Origin of the sequence: Streptomyces violaceoruber (genome assembly GCF_033406955.1) — a bacterium.
GTDB lineage: Bacteria > Actinomycetota > Actinomycetes > Streptomycetales > Streptomycetaceae > Streptomyces > Streptomyces violaceoruber.
Genome location: NZ_CP137734.1, coordinates 7515953 through 7535069, shown reverse-complemented (window position 1 = coordinate 7535069; position 19117 = coordinate 7515953). Strand labels below are relative to the sequence as shown.

Genomic DNA, 19117 nt, shown 5'->3' with positions numbered 1-19117 from the left:
TGGGTGAACCGAAGGAGACGCTGATGTTCAGTTCTGGCCGGCGTAGACGCGGGTCATGCCGCCGTCGACGATGAGGTCGATGCCGTTGATGTAGCTGCTGGCGTCGGAGGCCAGGAAGACGACGGCGTTGCCGATGTCCTCCGCCGTTCCGACGCGGCCGGCCGGGATCTCCTTGGCGACCCGCTCGACGTAGGCAGCGATGTCGGCGTCGCTGAGCTTCTGCTCATGTCCGTAGCCCTCGGTGGGCACGACGCCGGGGCTGACGGAGTTGACCCGGATCCGTCGGTCCTTGAGGTCGGTCGTCCAGCTGCGGGCGAGAGATCGCACCGCTGCCTTCGACGAGGCGTAGGCGGCGAAGCCGGGCAGGCCCATGTCTGCGGTGATCGATGCGTTGAGGATGATGGACGCGCCGTCGCCGAGGACGTCCAGCATGCTCTGCACCGTCAGGATGACGCCCTTGACGTTGATGCCCAGTTCGCTGTCGATCTGCTCTTCGGTGAGCTCGGCCAGCGGTGTCGCGTGCCCGCCGCCCGCGTTGGCGAAGACGATGTCGAGATGGCCGTGGCCCGCCTTGATGGTCTCGGCCACACCGAGCATGTCGCTCTTGCTCGATACGTCGGCCTGGATGCCCCGGGCGGATGGACCGAGCCGTTCGGCGGCGGCGTCGAGGACGTCTCGACGGCGGCCGGTGATGTAGACGAATGCGCCCTCTTCTATGAGGCGCTTGGCGGCGCCGAAACCGAGTCCGGTCGTGCCGCCGGTGACCAGAGCGACACGGCCCTGGAGTACGTGCTGTTCCATGAGTCTTTCCTTATGAGCGGGGTTCCCCTCCCCGGTGCAGCGCTCATGAGCGCTGCACCGGGGAGGAGGGTGGGTGTTCGGAGAGCCGGGCTCGGTTGAGGAACCGGCTTCTTTCTGCTGGTGCGGTGTCCTACCGGTTGATGGTGCTCTGCTGCTGTGCGGTGTACCGGTCACCCTTGATCTGCACCTCGGACAGGGCAGATTCGATGCGCTGCAGGTCCTGAGTGGTCAGCTCGACGTTGTCGGCGCCGATGTTCTCCTCCAGCCGGTGCAGCTTCGTGGTGCCCGGGATCGGGGTGATCCACGGCTTCTGCGCGAGGAGCCAGGCGATGGCGACCTGTGCCTGGGTGGCCTGCTTGGCCTCGGCGATGTCGCCGATCAGCGCGATCAGCGCGAGGTTGGCCTGGCGGGCTTCGTCCTCGAAACGCGGCAGGATGTTGCGGATGTCGTTCTCCGCGAACTTCGTGTCTTCCTTGATGGCGCCGGTCAGGAAGCCCTTGCCGAGCGGACTGAACGGCACAAAGCCGATGCCGAGCTCTTCGAGGGTCGGCAGGATGACCTGCTCGGGCTCGCGCCACCACATCGAGTACTCGCTCTGCACGGCCGTGACCGGCTGCACCGCGTGGGCCCGGCGGATGATGTCTGCGCCAGCCTCCGACAGGCCGAAGTGCTTGACCTTGCCCTCTTGGATGAGCTCGCGGACGGTGCCCGCGACCTCCTCGATGGGGACGGCGGGGTCCACCCGGTGCTGGTAGAACAGGTCGATCCGGTCAGTCTGCATCCGCTGCAAGGACTGCTCGGCAACCAGGCGGATCCGCTCCGGGCGACTGTCCAGGCCGGCTGCGGAGTTGCCGTCCTTGAAGCCGAACTTCGTGGCGATGACGACCTGGTCCCGCACGGGGGCCAGAGCCTCGCCCACCAGCTTCTCGTTCGCTTCGCCGTAGGCTTCGGCGCTGTCGAACAGGGTCACACCGCGCTCGGCAGCCGCGCGGATCAGCTTGATCGCTTCACCGGTGTCGGCGGCGGCCCCGTAGCCGAAGGTCATGCCCATGCAGCCGAGTCCGATCGAGGACACTTCCAGGCCGCTGGTTCCCAGTTCACGCTTGTTCATGTCGTTTCTCCTCTCAAGTGGCCACCTGCGGCGTGGGGTGGCGCGCCGCGTGGTCATGGCCGTACATCCGGCTCTGTGGCATGCCGCAGAGCCCTTCGTGTTCCCTGACGTAGCAGGTCCTCGTGGTGGTGCTTCTCAGGCCGGGCCGTCGTCGTGGGCAAGGTCCATTCCCAGGGCGCGCGAGGCGTCCACCTGGGCGAGCAGTTCCGTGGCGTGGGCCTCGATCGAGGCGATGGCGTCGGCACCGGCCACGAACCGTACCGGCGGCTCCGCCTGGCCGGTGATCTTCAGCAGTACCTCGGCGAGCTTGGCCGGGTCACCGGCCTGCTGGCCGTTCATCGTCTTCCAGCCCGCGATCTGCGCCGCGGTGTTCTCGGCGTAGTCATCGACCGTCAGCTCCGGCCAGGTGGTGGAGGCTTCCACGAGCAGCTCGGTGCGGAAGAACCCCGGCTCCACCGTCGTGGTGCGGATCCCGAACGGCGCCACGTCCAGGTGCAGGGCCTCCATCCAGCCCTCCACGGCGAACTTCGACGTCGTATAGGCGGCGGTGAACTCCTGGCCGACCAGGCCGGCCAGCGACGAGATCGTCATGATGTGCCCGGCGCGCTGCTTGCGCATGACGGGCAGCACGGCTCGGGTGACGTTCATCGGCCCGAACACGTTGGTCTCGATCTGCTGGCGCATCTGCTGGTCGGATACGACCTCGAAGTAGCCGGCGTAGAAGTTCGCCGCGTTGTTCACCAGGACGTCGATCCGCCCGAACCGGTCGACAGCCGCGGTGACCGCCGCGTCGGCGGTGGTGGGGTCGGTGAGGTCCAGGGCGGCGACCAGGAGGTTGTCGTGCTCGCCGCCCAGCGCCTTGAGGACGGTGTCGGGGCGGCGGCCGGTGGCCACCACCTGGTGCCCGTTTTCCAGCGCCTGGCGGGCGATGTCGACGCCCAGGCCGCGGCCTGCGCCGGTGATGAAGAAGACCTTGCTCATGGGACGGGTGCTCCGAACGGTGTTGGTGCGCGATTCAGCGGGAGTCGGGCTCCGACTCGACGATGTTCTTCAGCTGGGAGATCGCAGACATGGCGTTGGGCCATCCGGCGTAGAAAGCGATGTGGGTGATCGCCTCGACCAGCTCGTTCTTGGTGACCCCGTTCTCCAGGGCCTTGGGCAGGTGGAAGGCGAGCTGGTCGGCTCGGTAGAGCGCGACCAGGACGGAGACGGTGATCAGGCTGCGGTCCCGCTGGGACAGGCCCTCGCCTGCCCACACCTCACCGAACAGGACGTCGTCGGTCAGCCGCACCAGCTCGGGCGCGAAGTCACCGAGCATCTTCTGGACGGCGGTCTGTTCCTCAGCCATGGCGCACAACCTCTCGGGCGTGATGGAGCAAATGATGTGATCTGCCGGTTCGCACGGGGCACGGTGCGGCGGGTCCGGTGAACCGGAGGCCCTGTGAAAGCGGGGCAGCAACCATGCAACCGCGAACGGAGGGAATGAGGGAGCCTCTGCTGTGAGGGGTACTGGCAGGGACCCCCGCCCTCATTTCCGCAGGTCAGAGCGCTATGCCAGGAGGCAGTGCCGGGCGGCGAGGCCGCCCGGTTCCTCAAGGACGGGGCACTGCCGTGCCGGGTGGACCGGCGGCTCAGGCCAGGACCCGGTCGACGGCCTCATCCTGCGAAGGCTCCTCGGCCAGCGCATCGGGAACGTCCGCTTCAGTGGTGTTCGTGCGGGTGGCGCGCAGGGCGGCCAGGACCAGCAGCGGAATCATGCCGAGGGCGGCCATGATCAGGCCGACGGTCTCCGGGCCCCTCACACCGAGTGAAGAGTCCAAGGCACTGCCCGCGAGCCAGGTGCCGACGGCGATGCCAACGTTGAATCCCGACACGGTCAGCGCGGCGGCGAGACCGGGGGCGGAGTGCCCGAACCGCACGGCCAGCGGCGTCGCGATCGACGTGACCGCCATGCCGGTCAGGCCCAGCAGCACCACCAGAACGACGGTCGCGGGAACGCTCGTGGACAACGGGATCAGCAGGAGCATGACGAGCCCGGAGCCGGCGGCAATGGTCAGGAACGTGGTCAGCGGCCTGCGGTCACCGAAGCGTCCCCCCAGGTTCGTGCCCAGCAGCGCGCCGATACCGAAGCCGACCAGGACCAGCGGTACGACACCCTCGGACAGTCCGGTCCGCTCCGTGAGCAGCGGCGAGATATAGCTGTAGGCGGCCAGGAATCCGCCGGAGACGAGCGCGGTCGCGGCCAGCACGAGCCACATCCGCCCGTGCCGCAGTACACCGAGCTGGGACCTTACGGAGGGTGCTTCGCGGTGTTCCTCGACGGGGATGAACCGGACGATCACCACGGCGACGATCGCGGCCAGGACGGTAAGCGCCCAGAAGGTGCCGCGCCAGCCGATCGATTGGCCGACGAACGAGCCCAGCGGGACACCGGCCACGATGGCCAGGCCCATGCCGCTCATCATCACGCCCATGGCGCGGGACGCGGCGGCCGGTCCCGCGGCGGAGGTGGCGACGACGGAGGCGACCGACAAGAACGCGCCAGTGGCCAGCGCGGTCAGGACTCGGGCCGCGAGCACGACGGTGAACGACGAGCTGAGCGCCGCGATCATGTGGCCGGCGGCGAACGTGCCCAGCGCCAGGACCAGAGTCGACCTGCGGGGCAGACGCAGCGTGGCGAGCGAGATCGTGGGCCCGCCGACGATCATGCCGATGGCGAAGGCCGTGATGAGCAAACCAGCCTGGGAAACGCTGACGCCCAGGTCGGAGGCCATGTCAGGCAGGATGCCCGCGATGATGAACTCCGTCGTGCTCATCAGGAATGTGCCCAGGGCCAGCAGCGGGACGACGAAGGGCAGCTTGGAGGATGCGGATTCTGGTCGCAGAGGGGACATGCGGAAACAGCCTTTGCTGTACGGGTGGATGGCAGCGGGACCAGCAGAAGCGGTCGCCGGCTCGAACCCCGAAACGCGGGGCGACCACCATGCAACCGCGATTCCCCACAACGAGGGAGCCTCCGCTGTGAGGGGCCCTCGCAGGGACCCCCAGCTGCGCATCCTGGGCCGCCGAAAGGCGCTGGCTCCCGGCCGCAGGATGCGGCCGGGAGCCAGGAAGTCAAGCAGACGGCAAGGGTCAGCTTTCGGAGTTCGCCTCGGTGTCTAGCGGTGCCTCGGACGGCGCGGACCAACTGGCGAGCAGCTTCAGTGCGTCCTCGGCAGCCGTTCCCGGGGCAGCGCTGTACGCGGCGATGATGAGCCCGCTATCGCCCGGCAGATCCATCGACTCATGGTCCAGCTCCAGATCTCCGACGAGAGGATGGTTGAACCGCTTCCTGCCCTCGCGGAAGACATGCACGTCATGGGCACCCCACAGCACCCGGAAGGCGTCGCTGCGGGTCGACAGCTCACCGATCAGGTTCGACAGCTCCCGGTCATAGGGGTTCTTACCCGCCTCTATCCGCAGCGCACCGACCGCGCCCCGGGCGATGCGCTCCCAGTCGGTGTAGAACCGCCTCGCGGCCGGGCTGAGGAACACGAACCGAGCCGTATTCGCACCGCACGCCGGGTCGGCGTACATCTCCGAGTACAAAGCCCGCCCGAGCGGATTGCAGACCAGGATGTCGAACCGGTTGTTCTGCACGAACGCCGGCAGCCCCGGCATCCCCTCCACGATCCGCGCCACGCTCGGTCGCACACCCGCCCGGACCGGCTGACGCTTGGCCCGCGCCGGCGGCGTGTTCGCAGCCCGGGCCAGATCGTCCAGGTGACGGCGCTCGGTGTCGTCGAGCCGCAGAGCCTGCGCAAGCGCGTCCAGCACCCCCTCGGACACCCCGCCGAGATTCCCGCGCTCCAGCCGGGTGTAGTACTCCACACTCACCCCGGCCAACATCGCGACCTCACTCCGCCGCAAACCACTCACCCGGCGATTTCCGTACGAAGGCAGGCCGACCTCCTCGGGTGTGATCTTGTCACGGCGAGACCTGAGGAAAGCACGCACTTCAGCCTGATTGTCCATAGACCCAGGCTAGGCACGAGCACCCGAAACTGAGAGACCCTGCCAGTACCCCCACCAGCAGTAACCCCGGCTTGCCGCTACCCGACCTGACCACAACACAGCGTTACGGAAGCAAGATCCGCTAACTGCTGCGCTCGTCCGCCAAGTAAAAATCTCGGTCGCAGTGCTGGTAGGCGGCCGGGTCGGGTTTGCAGACCTGGAGCCGGGCCGAGTAAAAGGCGTGGGTCATCAGGCGGCGCCACGGGCGGCGGTCGAGGACATCGCTGAGGTGGCGGGGTGCGTTCGACAGCAAGACCAGCGGCAGCCCGGACTCGTGGGCCTGGTGGAGAACATCGGTGACGTGATCGTCGATGGACGTCCACATGTCGGTATCGGCGTCGCGGAGTTCACGCAGCCTGCGGGCACCGGGGTGGTGGCCGAGGACCGTGGCCCAGTACGCAAGGTCGCTGAGGTGGCCTGCGTCGTAGGCGGTGCGGGCGTTCCAGAAGGCGTTCTGGAAGGCGGGGAGGTCGTCCTCGGGCCACAGGGCGGTGCGGGCCAGGCGGAGCCACTGGTCGGTGGTGGGTTGCAGGCCGATGACGCCGTTGTAGTCGAGGATGACGGCGTCCAGGCCCGCGTGGGCAGTGGTGGGTGTCAAGGGGTGGTGTTCTCCAGGGCGCGGTGGGCGAGGGCGGCGACGGCGGCTGCGAGGAGGGCGGGCAGCAGCAGGGCCGTGGGCAGGGTGGTGGCGCTGGCCAGGGCTCCGATGAGGGCCGGGCCGGCGAGGAGGCCGAGGTAGCCGGTGGCGGTGACCGTGGCCACGGCCTTGGCGCCTCCGGCGCCGGCCGCGGTGATGAGCGAGGGGACGGTGGTGGACAGGCCGAGTCCGAAGACCGCCCAGCCCGTCAGCGCCAGTGGGGTGCTGTTCCCGATGACGCCGATGGTGAGTCCGGCCGTGGCGAGAAGGGCTCCGGCCCGTACGACTGTCGGGGCGCCGAAGGCAGCGGTGAGCCGGTCACCGGTCAGCCGTCCGGCCGCCATGGCCGCGCTGTACAGTGCGAACGCGGTGGCGCTCGCGGCCGTCGGGGCGCCCAGGGTGTGCAGGTGCACGGCGGCCCAGTCAGCGGCGGCTCCCTCGCCCAGCAGGCTCGCAGCGGCCAGAGCGGCCAGAAGCCAGAGCTTCCCCGGCGACGAAAGCAGGGGCAGCTTCCCGGCGCCAGCGCGCATTGCGGGTCGGTCTGCGCCGCTCAGGCTTCGGGTGACCGGCACCGCTGCGACAGCGGCCCCGGCCAGGAGGGCGCCTGTTGCGGTGAAGAGTGTGCTGTGCGGGGCCTGGGCGGTGAGGGCGGCCAGGGCGGCGCCGGCGAGGGCGCCGAGGGAGTATGCGGCGTGAAGACCAGACATGATGGGCCGGCCGAAGGCGTTCTGGCAGCGGACGGCCGCAGTGTTGGCGGCCACATCGAGGACGCCGTGCGCGAGACCGAACGCGAGAGCCGCCAGCAGCAACGCGGACAGACTCTCGCCTTGCCCCACCAGGACGAGGCACCCGGCCAGGGCGATGGACCCACTGGTGAGCTGGGCTGGTAGCCGCGCCGGGCGGGCGTAGCGGCCTCCGAGCTGCAGTCCAGCGACCATGCCGACGGCGGCCGCCAGCAGGACCAGGGCCAGCCCTGCGGTGCCGAGGTGGGCAGCCTGCTGCACGGCGGGCATCCGGGCGCCCCACACCGCCATGATGGCCCCCAGGCCGAGGAAATAGCCGGTCAGCAATGCCCGGCTATGCCGGTCAGCCGCAGACACCGCGCTCACGCCGCAGCGCTACGGGGGCCGGAGGTCCGGTCGAGGACCGCGGTGACGGCACGAGCAGCCTGGTCGGCGCGTGCACGCGCCTGCTGGCCGGTGGTGGCGGTGGTGATGAGGTAGCCGATCCGGCCGGTGTACAGGTTTCCTCCGTCGGCGGGGAGGAGGAGCTGGTCACCGGGGCGGCACTGGTAGTGCAGCCGGTCCAGCCACGTCGGACGGGGCCCGTCGTAGGTGAGGTGGGTGAGGGTGCCGGAGGTGTCCGGATAGAGAAGCCGGATGGCGGCGGCCGAGGACCTGGTGGGCGTGAGGTCGGGGGCACGGTCGCAGGCGATGTCGGCGGCGGCACGGACCAGGTCGATGCCGGTGGCGAGACGCACGAGGTGGCCGATCATGTCTCCGGCCAGGCGAGCGTTGACCTCGATGAGGCGGGGCCTGCCGTCGACGAGGCGCATCTCTATGTGGCTGACGCCGTCGGTGATGCCGAGGGCGTTGATCGCCGCCCGGGCGGCCGGCGCGACGGTCTCCCGGAGCGGGTCGTCGGCGTCCACACTGTGGGCCAGCTGCTCGAAGTGCGGCGGAGGGCTGATGGTCTTGCGGTTGACCGCCACCGCCGTGGTGGCGCCGCGGTAGGTGACACACTCCACGGAGATCTCCGGCCCGTCGAGGAACTCCTCGACGAGGACGCTGGTGCTCTCGGTGCCCTGACCGGCCGTCCGTTCGGCCGCCCGGTAGGCGGCCGTGAGCTGGTCGCGGTCATCGACGCGGAGCACGCCGATGGCACCCGCGTGTGAGGCAGGCTTCAGCACCACGGGATAGCCGATCCGGTCGGCGGCGGCTTCGGCCTCCTGCCGGGTACGCACGCTCACCGAAGCGGCCGAGGGCACGCCGTGGCGGGCGAACAGCGACCGAGCGGTGGCCTTGTTGCGGCACCCCTGCATCACTTCGGGCGCGGTGGTGGACAAGCCGAGCTGGCGGGCGAGTCGGGCGGTCGGGACCACACTCCACTCGTCCCAGGTCATGACACCGGCGAGGTCGTGGCGTGCGGCCAGGGCCCGGCCCCCCGCCAACAGCGCGGCAGGATCGCTGAGGTCCACGACGGCGTGATCGGTGATGTGCGGCTTCTCCCACGAGGGTTCGGTGCCGGTGAGCAGCACGACTCTGTAGGCGTCGGCGACCTGCTCAAGGCAGTAGCCGCGGTAGTTCTCATCTCCGGGAGCGACGACGAGTACAACAGGGCGAGCGGGCAAGAGGGAATTCTCCGTATCGAGGGACGGCAGGGCAGGGAAAAGGCGGTGTGTCTCAGGCGGCGCGGCGCCGGCGCAGCTCGAACGCGTGGGACCAGTGGGGGTGGTCGTCGATGAGGCGACGGGCGTAGAGAGCGGTGAAGTTGTTGTTCAGCCCGGCCACGCTGTACGGGAGTTGGCGGCGAAGGTCTTCGAAGAGGTCCTTGAGGCTGATCCGGGTTGCTCCGGCGGCCAGGCGGCGGGCGGCCATGCGTTCGAGGGATCGGTACACGTGCGGGTTGCGGGCATCGAAGGCGTGGAACTGCTCGGTGATGGTGCGGCCGGTCGCGCGGTGCGACCCGAGGGCGGCGATGGTCATAGGGGTCCTCCACGGGCGGGACAGCCGGGTCAGGCGCGCAGGGCAGGGTCGGTGCGCAGGCGGGCGAAGGCGCAGAACAGGCCGAGGGTTTGCAGGGCGGCACAGGCGGTGATGACGTGGCCCAGCGCGTCGGGCGGGGTGAGCGCGGTGAGCACGCCGGCGAGGGGGAAGGGCAGCAGGAGGATGAGGATGGTGGCCGACAGGGTGCTGCCGAATGCCTCCGGGGGGATCAGGCGGGAGCGCAGGGTGCGCAGGACGACCGCCAAGCCGCCATCGGCTGCCATCAGGACCGCGACCATGACCAGGTAGGACAGGTAGTCGGGGGCCAGGGGGGCTGCGAGACAGGCGAGCGAAGCGATGACGGAGCAGGCGACTCCCACCGGCCACAGGCCCAGGCGGTCCAACGCGAACCGACAGACGGTGACGGCCACCAAAGTGGCCGCCGCTGCGGCGGACCACACCAGGCCGACGGCCGTGGTGGACTGCCCGAAGTGCTGGACGACGATCACCGGACCGGCTGCCTGGAGAAGGCCGATAGACAGGTTGGACAGGGTCAGCCCGGCCACCAACCAGCCGAGCGCGGGGAGCGCGCGGATGGTGCGCCACCCGGTGACGAGCCCGGCGCCGGGCCGCCCCTTCGGCGTGCGGGCCGGGGCCACGGGTGAGGGCGGTGTGCGCAGGGCGAGCAGCGCGGCCAGCAGCGAGAGCACGGTGACCACCGCGAGCATCGACGGCGGACCGGCGAGCAGCAGCACGCCGGCGAGCGCCGGTCCGGCCAAGGTCGCCGTCTGGTCGATGCCGAGCAGGGCAGCCTGGACACGGTGAGCCCGAGGCCCCGCTCGGCGGCCGGCGGCGGCACCTGCAGTCTCGACGGCGATGTAACTGAACTCAGTGAGCACACCGGTCGCCGCCGCCAGCACCATCACCGTCACGCTCGCCGCAGCACCGGACGGGTAGAGGTACAGCAGGACCGCGCCGGCGGCGAGAACCAGCGCCCGCCCCAGTGAGGCGAGGTGGAAGACCACCGAGGCGCCGCGCCGGTCGACGATCGACCCGGCCCACCCGAACGCTGCCAGGCGCGGGATCCACTCCAGGGCGAACGCGGCCCCCGTCAGCACGGCGGAGCCAGTCGTGGCCAGAACGAGCAACGGAATGCCGTAGGTGGACATCGCGAACGCCAACGCGTCCGCCGCGCGCGGCAGGTAAATGCTGCTCATCAGCCCGGCAGTGTGGCGTGCGTGCCGGGGTGTGACCGCTGCGCTCACGCGGCCCGCTCGGGCTCGGCCCTGGTCACCTGGGGGTTGCCGGCCAGCCACTGGATCAGGTGCGTGCGGACGCGCGCTAGGTCCGCCTCAGCCTCCGCGCTGATCGGGTGCGCGTCGGGCAGGGGTGCGGGGCGGTCGGCGTTCCCGGGGGTGAGTGAGGGTGCCAGCAGGCCGAGAACGTGCTGGATGCGGCTGCTGAACTCGCAGACGGCGGCGGGGGCCGAGTGACGCCGCTCCCACCGGGCTAGCGCGTCGTACAAGTCGGCCAGTTCCATCCCGGAGTCCGTGAGTTCCAGACCGGCGCCGGGCGCGACCCGGACGAGGCCGTGGGCACGGGCCGTGTCGGATGCACTGCGCAGTTGGTGCGCGGAAAGGTCGGGCAGGGTGCCGGCGAGCCGTCGCGGCGGTATGGCGCCGTTGTCGTCGATCTCGGTGACCAGACGGATCAAGGAGCGTGAGGCCAGCAGGTCGATGACCTGGCGCGCTTCGGCAGGGGGGAAGGAAGTGCTCATCGGCGCGGGCCTCCCGCCGGGATGGCTGCCGTCGGGCGGCCGGTGGCAGCGTGCGAGAAGAGGTCGCGGTGGTGCCACACCGGGGACGACCCAACCGCCCGAGCAGGTGGAAGCGCCACGGGCGCCGGCCGTGACGGGCTGCTGACCCACGGCCTCGGCGCGCTCTTGGCCTGCGGCTGCCCCCAGACGGGGTGGCTGGCTGCCTGGTCGAGGGGTTGCCCGGCGGACCAGGCGGACAGCGTGCCGAGCACGGGGCCCAGGGCATCGCCGGCGGCGGACAGCCGGTACGGCTGGCCGTTTCCCTCGGTGTCGGCCAGACCGTCGGCAACGAGCTGGCGCAACGGCGGATAGATGTTAGTCCAGTCGCTGCTGGGCATCACGATCCGGGCCAGAACCCGGCCGCTGACCTCCTTACGCGACTTGAGCACCCACAGGATGGCGGCGGCGTGGCGCCGGGTGAGCAGGGTGAGACTGTCCTCGATCTGCTCGATCGCGGCCAGCGGGCGATCGGCCTTCTCCAAGTGCTCCTCGGCCCAGGTGACGATCACCGGCAGGATCGGCAACAGGGCAGTGGCTCGCTCGGTGTGGCCGTAGGTCACGTGCCGTGCGGTGTGTTCGGTGCGCTCGACGAGTCCGGCGTCGCACAGCGCCGTGAGCTTGGGGTGGAGCTGTCCGTTCTGCAGCCAGGACACCTTGGCCGCCAGCTCGCTGTAGCGCAGCGGCGGGCCGGAGAGGGCCAGCAGGATCCTCACGTTCCAGCGCGGGGTGATCATGGCGAGGGCCTCGGTGACCCTGGCGATGTCGGCGTCGGCATCGGGTGGCAGAGCGGTGATGGCCAAGGGAGGAACTCCTGGGTGAAAGGAAAGGGGGATCGCCTGGGGGTCAGCGGCTGCGCGCCGCGCTCTGCGCCACCGGGGGCGCGGCCGGAGCAGGCGGCGCGGGAGTAGGAGAGGCAGACGTCGGGGCCGGAGCGCGGGCCAGGCTCTGCAGGACGGCGGCGACCGATGTGGCCTGGGCCTCGCGGACGGCAACAGCTTCGGCGAGCCGACGGGTGCCGTCGAGGAGGTGGGAGACCTCGTGCGGGCCGATCTGCCGCTCAGGGTGGATGAGCTGGGTGAGGTGGTCGCGATGGAAGTCGATGCTGCGCTCGGCCAGGGCGAGAGCGTCGTGCATGCCGAGCAGGGCGGAAAGCATGCCGGGTGGCTGATCCTGGGCATGAGCTTCGAGGTCGGCGAGCGGTGCGCCGTACAGGTCCTCGATCCGTCCGGCTATGTCGGTGGACGTGAGTTGGGGCAATCAGGGGCCTTCACGGTCGGCGGGCCCGGGCCGCCCCGGCACGCAGGAGTGCCGGGGCGGCAGACGGGGGCAGGGTTGCGGTGGCCCTGAGCTGCGCCGTGCGGACAGGCCGGACCTGCTGGGCAGGCGGGGGCATGGTGCGCAGCAGCTCGCCGAGGGCTGCGCGGTAGCCGTCGCGGGCCTCCAGCGCTGCTTCCAGCCACTGCGCGTCGAAGCGGAGCTTGTCCGCCGACAGTTCGTCCATGTCACGGTCGGGATCCATGTCGGCGTGGACGCGGTCGCGGACGCGGGCGACCTGCTCCTCGGTGAGCGCCAGGAACGAGCGCAGCTCCAGGGCCCGGGCGAGCGCGGGTGAAACATCGTGGCCGGCAACCGCCTCGTACAGCTCGGGTACCGGGTTCCCGAAGACCTTCTGCAGGTCGGTGTCCATGGTGCTGGCCTTGTCCCGGCTCATCGGGCGGACCTCGCCGGCCGCCACGCCGACGCCGGTGCGAGTGTCCCTGCCGGCCGGTTGGGGGCGCTGGTCTGCACCGCCGGGCCGCTTCGGGGCCGGAGGCGGGCCAGGCGCTCTGCGGCGAGGTCCTTCTTTCCCGGGGCGTCCGGGTCGAGGAGCCACCGCACGACCATGGCCCGGCCGTCGCGGGTGGTGACGGCGGCGTTCACCCGATGGGCGAGGCCCATCGTCGGGTCGTCGACCTCGCTGGGCTGGGTCTCAAGGGCGGCGAGGAGGTCTTCCTCTGCGCGCTCCAGCACGGACTGGGCCTCGACGAGAAGGCCGTGCCACTTGACGACGTCGGTGGCGTTGGGGTTCGCGGTCGGAGCGGCGGCGACCGCGGCCTTCAACTGGTCCATGCCCATGTCGAAGCGGGCCTCGATCCGTTCGGTGAGTACGCCCACGACATCCGCAGACTCATCGGATATGCCGTCGGTCAAAAGGGATCTCCTGTTCTGGATGGGCCGGTGCCTGCGGAATGTGAGGGGCGGCTGTACTCGATGCCCCCGCCGCTAGGCGGGACGTGCTGGATCCGGTCAGTCAGTCCAGACACATGCGGACGTCGCGGTAGACGTAGGTGCCGGAGACCCAGCCCTTGACGCCGGTCGTCTTGTCCGTGATGTAGAGCCAGTTGCCGCTCTTCTTGGACACGCTGAACTTGTGGCTCTTGTAGAGCACACCGAGCGCGGTGGACTTCGAGCTGGCCTTGGACCGGATGGTCACGGCCTTGGTGTGCACCGCGTACAGGAGCGGCGGCAGGTTGTGGCAGCTCACGGCAGGGGTGGCGGTTGCTGCGGTGGGTACGGTCGCGGCGCTGGCGGGCGTGGCGGACAGCGCCGGCAGCGCGAGCGTGCCGAGCATCGCCGCGGATATGGCGATTCGGGTGGAGCGCATGCGGAAGAAACCTCCGTGAAGGCACAGGGAATGCGGGGAAGTGGCCGCAGGAGTTGTCCCGGCGGCTGTATAAGAGTCCGGAGAATCGGCGGTTTGGCTAACCGGCGATCGTCGGCTATGTTGCGCCGCCCGCGACTGGAACTGCGCTCAGCGAGAGCGGCCGGGCGGGTGTGGGGCAGGGGCCTTCGCTACACCGGCCGGGCGGCTGGGGGTGGCTGCCGGGCGGATCGGCGGGAGCGGCCCGGCCTTGCCGGTGAGGCGGTCGTCGCACCACTGCAGGGCCTCACCGGCCGTGTCGAAGCCGCCCTCCCGCAGGGTGTGCGTCCACCACTCGGTATCGACCTCCTCGACCACCACGCGGAACGGGCTGGGGACTTGCTCGTCCTGTGCACGCAGTACCACGACGATGACCATGTCGTCCGGGTCGTCGCTGGTGTAGGAGTAGCCCATGGCGTAGTGGTCGCCGTCGCCGACGAGGCGTCGCTCCAGTGCTCGCGTGGCCTCGTCCGCCGGTGGCGGGCCCAGTTCGGGGTGGAGGCCGATGGCGTCGGGCGGGCAGCCGCGGTGGATGAGCCAGGACTGCGCCATCGCAGGCAGCGGCAGCTGAGCGTGCTCGAAGCTGAACATGCCTTTTTCGTGGTCCCGTTGCAGATGCACGGCGAGCACCTGGGGCATGCCGGGGCGTCCCCAGGTGGCGGTGCGGTCGAACAGCACGTAGTAGCTGTTCGGGCCGTCGTGGTGTTCGGCGAGGGGGACGAGCATGTCCTCGTGGACAGCGACCTTGCGGTAGAAGTCGAGGTACCTCTCCTCGTCGGAGTCGAGGTTGTCCAGCTCGAAGCCGACGTGGGGGATGGTCTTCCGGGCCGGCGCCGGTTCGGTGGGGGACAACAAGAGCCTTTCGGTGGATCGGTGCAGTTCAGCGCCGCTTCGCTGGAGTGGACGGCGGGGCGCCGGGGCGAGCCGGGCTCGTCGGCGCATGCGTTGCAAGAGTCCGGCGGGCGTCCAGCAGTGCGGCTCGTCCGGCGTCGGTGAGGGAGACGGGCTGGCCGGCGTGCACAGGGTGGCTGGTGTCCCGGACGGTGAGGCCGGCGCGTTCCAGCTGCTGCATCTGGGGATAGGGGATGCGGGTGCCGGAGGAGGCGGTCACGGACAGTCGGCCTGTCAGCAGGTGTTCGTGGAGCTTGGCACCGCCGGCGATGGCGAGCAGTGCCGCCCGGTCGTCGGTCGAGAGTCGTCCTTCGTCGGGCGTCGATGCTGCGGCGGCGGCCTCGATGGGCTCCAGGGCGGCGAGCACCTCTTGGGCGGCGGCGTCGCGCGCGTTGGCGGCTTCCTCTAGCTGGTCCACGGTGCGGTCGATGCGTACGAAGAGGGCACCGTCGACAGGGAACTCACCGCTCGTGAGACGGTTGAGCAGCTTGAGGTAGAAGGTGACGCCGATCTGGGCGTTGGCCAGGGTGCGGTGCCGGTCGACCAGTTGGGTGTGTGGCTCGTCGAGGGCGCCGCGGTCGCGGTAGGTCCACAGGGTGTCGATGTCGTGGCCGGTGACCGCTTCGAGGCGGTGGTCGAGCTGCGTGACCGCACGCCGGGTGGGTGTCGGCGCGGGTTGAGGGGGCATGGGCGGCGCTCCGTGCATTCAGCGGGTGGGATGGTGCGCGGGGTTGGGTGCGGGACGGGGCAGGCCAGGCAGTGCGGCAGGCGGCGGACCGGGCCGGGGCTTGGGAGGACGGGTGGTCAGCTGCGGGGAACGCGAGCGGGCCGCGTGCGTCCGAGCGCTCAGCGGCCGGCGGGTCATCCCCAGGCGGCGGCCGACCTCGTCGTAGACGTCGTTGCCCGCACGCGGCCGTACCGCGACGACGTGGATCTCCTTGGGGTGGGCGGATTCCGCGGGCGCCGGGCGGACGCCGTAGACGACGCGCCAGTCCTTGCGGCGGTCCACGAACAGCTTCCGGAATCCCTCCAGGTCGCCGTCGAGGCGCTGTCCGAAGCGCTGGGCGTTCACGACTTCCTGCAGGTAGGCGAGGGTGAGGTCGCGGATATCGCTGGGGGCCTGAAGGAGATCGGTCAGCGCGCGAGGGTCGAAGCTCAGTCCGAAGGCGGGCTGTCCCGCTCCCGCGGTCATGGCGTCGGCTCGCCCGGCTCGGCAGTGCCGGCGCCATCCGCCGTGGCCGCGGTCTCGGTGCGCACGGACGGCGGCGGGCCGGGCAGGAGACGGTGAGCGGGCCGGTCGGGGGAGGTCATGCAGGCCGACAGCGGTCCGCCCGGCGCGCGAATCGCGGCGACGGCGTGGGTGAGGAAGTCGCGGTGCCACACGAACAGGCCGGAGAGCCCGGCTTCGGGGTCCTTGTGCTGCTGGTAGGCGAGCCACAGGGCGTGCAGCCAGGCCACGACGTCGTCGTGCTCCTGCCACTGCAGGCACCAAGGTGCCGCGGTGGTGACCTCCGCTCCGTAGACCGGGAGGAAGAAGTCGTCGACCCAGTCCGAGAGGGCGTCGAGTTCGTCTTCCCGTTCCTCCCCGTCGAGTTCCAGGATTGGGCGAGGCTCCGGCGGAACGGCGGCCGGAGGCCCGCCGAGTCCCGGCATACCGAACGCGGCGAACGGTGACCCGCTCGGCGCCGGCGCGGATGCGAGGTGGTCGAGCTGCTGAGCCTGTTGCGCCGACTGCTCCATGAGCCGCCGCACGCTCGCCTCGATTCCCTCCAACTGCGGATCCGGAATACGAACCGGCTCCAGCTCCCCATCGTCAGACGGCCTTGCGGATTCGGACATTGAAAGTTCAGCCTCCTACGAGACACGGGTTGGGAGAAAGGCGAAGGCGTCCTTGCACGGACCGGGCAGTGAAATTGCACGTCCACTCCGGCGGTGCTCCGCCGGCGGCTCAGCAGGGAGCCGGTTGCCTTGGCGGCAGGAGAGGACGCGGCTCAGGTTGCGAGAACCACGTCGTCCTTGGTGAGGGTGGCGCGGATCGTCTCGGTGAGCCGGTCGGCCGCGATCGACGCGTAGTGCTCGGTCTTCTCCACGCCGATGAAGTCCCGGCCTTCCAGCAGGGCGGCGACGCCCGTGGAGCCGGAGCCGGCGCAGAAGTCGAGGACCGTGCCGCCTTCGGGGCTGATCTTGACCAGCTCGCGCATCACCTCCACCGGCTTCTGCGTGATGTGCTGGCGCTTGGACCCCGAGGGCTGCGAAGCCGAGTACATACCCGGTAGGTAGACCGGGTTCCGGGAGCCGTCGATCGGCCCCTTGGACGCCCAGACGATGAATTCGCAGTTCTGGGTGAACCGGCCCTTCTGGGGCCTGGCCTGCGGCTTGTGCCAGGCCAGCACACCCCGCCACAGCCACCCGGCCGCCTGGATCGCGTCCGTCGTCGTGGGGAGCTGGCGCCAGTCGGTGAACAGCAGGGCGGTCCCGCCGGTCTTCGTCAGCCGGTGCGCTTCGGTCATGATCTGCGTCAACCAGAAGCCGTAGGAGCGCTGGTCCATGTTCTCGCCGGTGAAGTCGGCAAGGTCGTTCTTGGCATCGGCGGAGGTGTACTTCTGCTTCGCGGAGCGGGTGGTGCGCTCCTTCGCGGTCCGGCCGCCGCTGTTGTACGGCGGGTCGGTGATGACGGAGTCGACGCAGCCGTCCGGTAGGCCGGAGAGAACGGCCAGAGCGTCGCCCTGGTGCAGGGAAAAAGGCAAAGAGGAAACCCCTATTCGGGTGCGGAAATCGCGGAGGGAAACTCCGCCTCACACAGGAGTCCTCGCGGGCCGAAAGCAGGCATGCAGAAGCCCGTGGCCGCAGACCGAGGAGGGCGAGGGGGAGTCAAAAAACTGTAGAGGCGAATCCGCCGACGACCAAGAAACCCTTACCGATGTACCGGTTTTCGGCACCTCACGCCGAGCTTTTTGGTCAACCGCCGATCCGCACCTACTGTTTTTGAACCGCCCGGCGCACACCGCCGCTGGCTACATCCTCGCCACACCTCACGGAGATACCCCTGCCCCGGCACACCTAGCTCACAGCACAGCCGCGCGGAGCGAGCGGCAACTCCCCCGCACCGGCCCGCCTCCGATCGCCCACCCCGGCTGCCGCGCCCTTCCACCACGCCTCGCGAACGCGACACGCCGGACACCACATCCCGAAGGACTCGTTCATGACGTCTGACCACCCATCCATGCCCGAACCCGCTGACCGGCGAGCGGTCCGCTCGGGTTGAAGGCACTCGCCGCCGGCATCGGCGTCGTCTTCCTCTCCCCGATCCTGCTCGCCGGCACCGGCATGATGCTCGCCTCCTCCGCCGAAGCCGTACAGAGCAGCAGCTCCTTCAGCAACTGCCTGACCGACATCGACAGCGACAAGGTCGCCGAGCAGGTCATCAAGATCCTCGACGGCGCGTCCGGCAAGGACGTTGACATTGAGGGCCTGGACCTGCCCGCCGAGCAGGTCCCCAACGCGGCGACGATCGTGGCCGCCGGCCTCTCGCTCGACGTTCCCAAGAAGGGCCAGATCATCGCGCTCGCCACGGCGATGCAGGAGAGCCGGCTGCGCAACCTGGGCTACGGGGACCGCGACTCCCTCGGTCTCTTCCAGCAGCGTCCGTCCCAGGGGTGGGGCAGCGCCCAGCAGATCCGCGACCCAACCTACGCGAGCGAGCAGTTCTACAAGCACCTGCTCAAGGTGGACGGCTGGCAGCAGATGACCGTCACCCAGGCCGCGCAAGCCGTGCAGAAATCCGGCCTGCCGGACGCGTACGCGCAGTGGGAGAACCTGGCCACCGCGCTGCAGGCCGCCATCGTCAAGACCTTCCCCGGCGCCGGGGATGCCACGGATGACAAGGACGAGAAGCCGTCGACCAGTACGACCGGCTGCGCGCCGGGCCAGGACGGTTCCGGCTTCGGCCGCATCCCCGAAGGGAGCGTCCCCAAGGGCTACTCGATCCCCAAGGACGCCGACCCGAAGGCCCGTAAGGCCATCGAGTGGGCGATGCACCAGCTCGGCACGCTCTACCAGTGGGGCGGATCCTGCACCAACGCGCACGGCCCCGACCCCATGGGCCGCTGCGACTGCTCCAGCCTGATGCAGCAGGCGTACGCCCATGCTGGCATCACGCTCACCCGCACCACGTACACGCAGGTCAACGAAGGCAAGGCTGTCTCGCCCGCTCACCTCAAGCCCGGCGACCTGATCTTCAGCCGCGGTACCGCCGCACGGCCTGAGCACGTCGGCATGTACATGGGCGAGGGCCTCGTGATCGAGGCGCCGCGCACCACCAAGCCGGTGCGGATCACCCCGATCAAGGACTGGGACATTCTCGCCGTCCGCCGCGTCCTCTGACGCCGCCCCGCCCGGTGTCAGCCCGGGCGGGCCGGGCTGA

General features: G+C 70.0%; 22 protein-coding genes and 1 pseudogene. 1 reads left to right on the top strand and 22 read right to left on the bottom strand.

What is annotated here, in order from left to right; translation table 11 throughout:
• Positions 1–27 precede the first annotated feature (27 nt).
• The 22 genes and pseudogenes from R2E43_RS33830 to R2E43_RS33725 all read right to left on the bottom strand — a co-directional run bounded on the left by R2E43_RS33830 (position 28) and on the right by R2E43_RS33725 (position 17441).
• The gene (locus R2E43_RS33830) at positions 28–801 is read right to left on the bottom strand and encodes an SDR family oxidoreductase (RefSeq protein WP_332056898.1); all 774 of its coding nucleotides are present in this window, start codon (positions 799–801) and stop codon (positions 28–30) included.
• A 130-nt stretch (positions 802–931) separates the two neighbouring features.
• Positions 932–1912: an aldo/keto reductase gene (locus R2E43_RS33825; RefSeq protein WP_332056897.1), complete on the bottom strand. Its 981-nt coding sequence runs from the start codon at positions 1910–1912 to the stop codon at positions 932–934.
• 135 nt (positions 1913–2047) lie between these two features.
• The gene (locus tag R2E43_RS33820; RefSeq protein WP_332056896.1) at positions 2048–2893 is read right to left on the bottom strand and encodes an SDR family oxidoreductase; all 846 of its coding nucleotides are present in this window, start codon (positions 2891–2893) and stop codon (positions 2048–2050) included.
• Between the two features lie 34 nt (positions 2894–2927).
• Positions 2928–3260 (bottom strand): carboxymuconolactone decarboxylase family protein, encoded by a 333-nt coding sequence (locus tag R2E43_RS33815; protein ID WP_332056895.1) that lies wholly within the window; start codon positions 3258–3260, stop codon positions 2928–2930.
• A gap of 283 nt (positions 3261–3543) precedes the next feature.
• Positions 3544–4806 carry an MFS transporter gene (locus R2E43_RS33810; protein ID WP_332056894.1) on the bottom strand — a complete coding sequence of 421 codons (1263 nt, stop codon included), beginning with the start codon at positions 4804–4806 and terminating at the stop codon, positions 3544–3546.
• Between the two features lie 238 nt (positions 4807–5044).
• Positions 5045–5926, bottom strand: coding sequence for a helix-turn-helix transcriptional regulator (locus tag R2E43_RS33805; RefSeq protein ID WP_332056893.1), 882 nt, complete (start codon positions 5924–5926; stop codon positions 5045–5047).
• Between the two features lie 163 nt (positions 5927–6089).
• Positions 6090–6563: pseudogene (locus R2E43_RS33800) on the bottom strand (HAD family phosphatase); the annotation flags it as partial.
• Positions 6560–7711 carry an MFS transporter gene (locus R2E43_RS33795; RefSeq protein WP_332056892.1) on the bottom strand — a complete coding sequence of 384 codons (1152 nt, stop codon included), beginning with the start codon at positions 7709–7711 and terminating at the stop codon, positions 6560–6562. The pseudogene R2E43_RS33800 and the gene R2E43_RS33795, both read right to left, overlap by 4 nt.
• Positions 7708–8952, bottom strand: coding sequence for an ATP-grasp domain-containing protein (locus tag R2E43_RS33790; RefSeq protein ID WP_332056891.1), 1245 nt, complete (start codon positions 8950–8952; stop codon positions 7708–7710). The genes R2E43_RS33795 and R2E43_RS33790 overlap by 4 nt, the downstream gene beginning before the upstream one ends.
• Positions 8953–9004: 52 nt before the next feature.
• Positions 9005–9307, bottom strand: a complete 303-nt coding sequence (locus tag R2E43_RS33785; RefSeq protein ID WP_332056890.1) for a hypothetical protein — start codon at positions 9305–9307, stop codon at positions 9005–9007.
• A gap of 29 nt (positions 9308–9336) precedes the next feature.
• Positions 9337–10524 carry an MFS transporter gene (locus R2E43_RS33780; protein ID WP_408649130.1) on the bottom strand — a complete coding sequence of 396 codons (1188 nt, stop codon included), beginning with the start codon at positions 10522–10524 and terminating at the stop codon, positions 9337–9339.
• A 44-nt stretch (positions 10525–10568) separates the two neighbouring features.
• A complete protein-coding gene (locus tag R2E43_RS33775) occupies positions 10569–11084 on the bottom strand; it encodes a regulator (RefSeq protein ID WP_332056888.1) in 516 nt (171 codons plus the stop codon).
• Entirely contained in the window at positions 11081–11923 is an 843-nt protein-coding gene (locus tag R2E43_RS33770; protein ID WP_332056887.1) for a winged helix-turn-helix transcriptional regulator, read from the bottom strand. The genes R2E43_RS33775 and R2E43_RS33770 overlap by 4 nt, the downstream gene beginning before the upstream one ends.
• Before the next feature lie 43 nt (positions 11924–11966).
• Entirely contained in the window at positions 11967–12380 is a 414-nt protein-coding gene (locus R2E43_RS33765; protein WP_332056886.1) for a hypothetical protein, read from the bottom strand.
• A 10-nt stretch (positions 12381–12390) separates the two neighbouring features.
• Positions 12391–12834 (bottom strand): hypothetical protein, encoded by a 444-nt coding sequence (locus tag R2E43_RS33760; protein ID WP_332056885.1) that lies wholly within the window; start codon positions 12832–12834, stop codon positions 12391–12393.
• A complete protein-coding gene (locus R2E43_RS33755; RefSeq protein WP_136236450.1) occupies positions 12831–13313 on the bottom strand; it encodes a hypothetical protein in 483 nt (160 codons plus the stop codon). The genes R2E43_RS33760 and R2E43_RS33755 overlap by 4 nt, the downstream gene beginning before the upstream one ends.
• Before the next feature lie 100 nt (positions 13314–13413).
• The gene (locus tag R2E43_RS33750; RefSeq protein ID WP_408649145.1) at positions 13414–13734 is read right to left on the bottom strand and encodes an SH3 domain-containing protein; all 321 of its coding nucleotides are present in this window, start codon (positions 13732–13734) and stop codon (positions 13414–13416) included.
• A gap of 180 nt (positions 13735–13914) precedes the next feature.
• On the bottom strand, positions 13915–14658 hold the full coding sequence (locus R2E43_RS33745) for a hypothetical protein (RefSeq protein WP_332056883.1): 744 nt from the start codon (positions 14656–14658) through the stop codon (positions 13915–13917).
• Between the two features lie 25 nt (positions 14659–14683).
• The gene (locus R2E43_RS33740; protein WP_332056882.1) at positions 14684–15382 is read right to left on the bottom strand and encodes a hypothetical protein; all 699 of its coding nucleotides are present in this window, start codon (positions 15380–15382) and stop codon (positions 14684–14686) included.
• Between the two features lie 18 nt (positions 15383–15400).
• Complete coding sequence (locus tag R2E43_RS33735; RefSeq protein ID WP_054100375.1) at positions 15401–15886, bottom strand: hypothetical protein; 486 nt, start codon at positions 15884–15886, stop codon at positions 15401–15403.
• Positions 15883–16434, bottom strand: a complete 552-nt coding sequence (locus R2E43_RS33730) for a DUF4913 domain-containing protein (RefSeq protein WP_179342576.1) — start codon at positions 16432–16434, stop codon at positions 15883–15885. Before R2E43_RS33730 ends, R2E43_RS33735 begins: the two co-directional genes overlap by 4 nt.
• Positions 16435–16685: 251 nt before the next feature.
• On the bottom strand, positions 16686–17441 hold the full coding sequence (locus tag R2E43_RS33725; RefSeq protein ID WP_054100374.1) for a DNA-methyltransferase: 756 nt from the start codon (positions 17439–17441) through the stop codon (positions 16686–16688).
• A gap of 514 nt (positions 17442–17955) precedes the next feature.
• On the opposite strand from R2E43_RS33725, the gene R2E43_RS33720 reads away from it, so the two are divergent.
• Positions 17956–19077, top strand: coding sequence for a C40 family peptidase (locus R2E43_RS33720; RefSeq protein WP_164379538.1), 1122 nt, complete (start codon positions 17956–17958; stop codon positions 19075–19077).
• The last annotated feature ends 40 nt before the right edge of the window (positions 19078–19117 follow it).

Bases quoted from the DNA above. Each gene is read 5' to 3' on its own strand.
- R2E43_RS33830 (WP_332056898.1), bottom strand. From the start codon at position 801: ATGGAACAGCACGTACTCCAGGGCCGTGTCGCTCTGGTCACCGGCGGC.
- R2E43_RS33825 (WP_332056897.1), bottom strand. From the start codon at position 1,912: ATGAACAAGCGTGAACTGGGAACCAGCGGCCTGGAAGTGTCCTCGATC.
- R2E43_RS33820 (WP_332056896.1), bottom strand. From the start codon at position 2,893: ATGAGCAAGGTCTTCTTCATCACCGGCGCAGGCCGCGGCCTGGGCGTC.
- R2E43_RS33815 (WP_332056895.1), bottom strand. From the start codon at position 3,260: ATGGCTGAGGAACAGACCGCCGTCCAGAAGATGCTCGGTGACTTCGCG.
- R2E43_RS33810 (WP_332056894.1), bottom strand. From the start codon at position 4,806: ATGTCCCCTCTGCGACCAGAATCCGCATCCTCCAAGCTGCCCTTCGTC.
- R2E43_RS33805 (WP_332056893.1), bottom strand. From the start codon at position 5,926: ATGGACAATCAGGCTGAAGTGCGTGCTTTCCTCAGGTCTCGCCGTGAC.
- R2E43_RS33785 (WP_332056890.1), bottom strand. From the start codon at position 9,307: ATGACCATCGCCGCCCTCGGGTCGCACCGCGCGACCGGCCGCACCATC.
- R2E43_RS33780 (WP_408649130.1), bottom strand. From the start codon at position 10,524: ATGAGCAGCATTTACCTGCCGCGCGCGGCGGACGCGTTGGCGTTCGCG.
- R2E43_RS33775 (WP_332056888.1), bottom strand. From the start codon at position 11,084: ATGAGCACTTCCTTCCCCCCTGCCGAAGCGCGCCAGGTCATCGACCTG.
- R2E43_RS33760 (WP_332056885.1), bottom strand. From the start codon at position 12,834: ATGAGCCGGGACAAGGCCAGCACCATGGACACCGACCTGCAGAAGGTC.
- R2E43_RS33750 (WP_408649145.1), bottom strand. From the start codon at position 13,734: ATGCTCGGCACGCTCGCGCTGCCGGCGCTGTCCGCCACGCCCGCCAGC.
- R2E43_RS33740 (WP_332056882.1), bottom strand. From the start codon at position 15,382: ATGCCCCCTCAACCCGCGCCGACACCCACCCGGCGTGCGGTCACGCAG.
- R2E43_RS33735 (WP_054100375.1), bottom strand. From the start codon at position 15,886: ATGACCGCGGGAGCGGGACAGCCCGCCTTCGGACTGAGCTTCGACCCT.
- R2E43_RS33730 (WP_179342576.1), bottom strand. From the start codon at position 16,434: ATGGAGCAGTCGGCGCAACAGGCTCAGCAGCTCGACCACCTCGCATCC.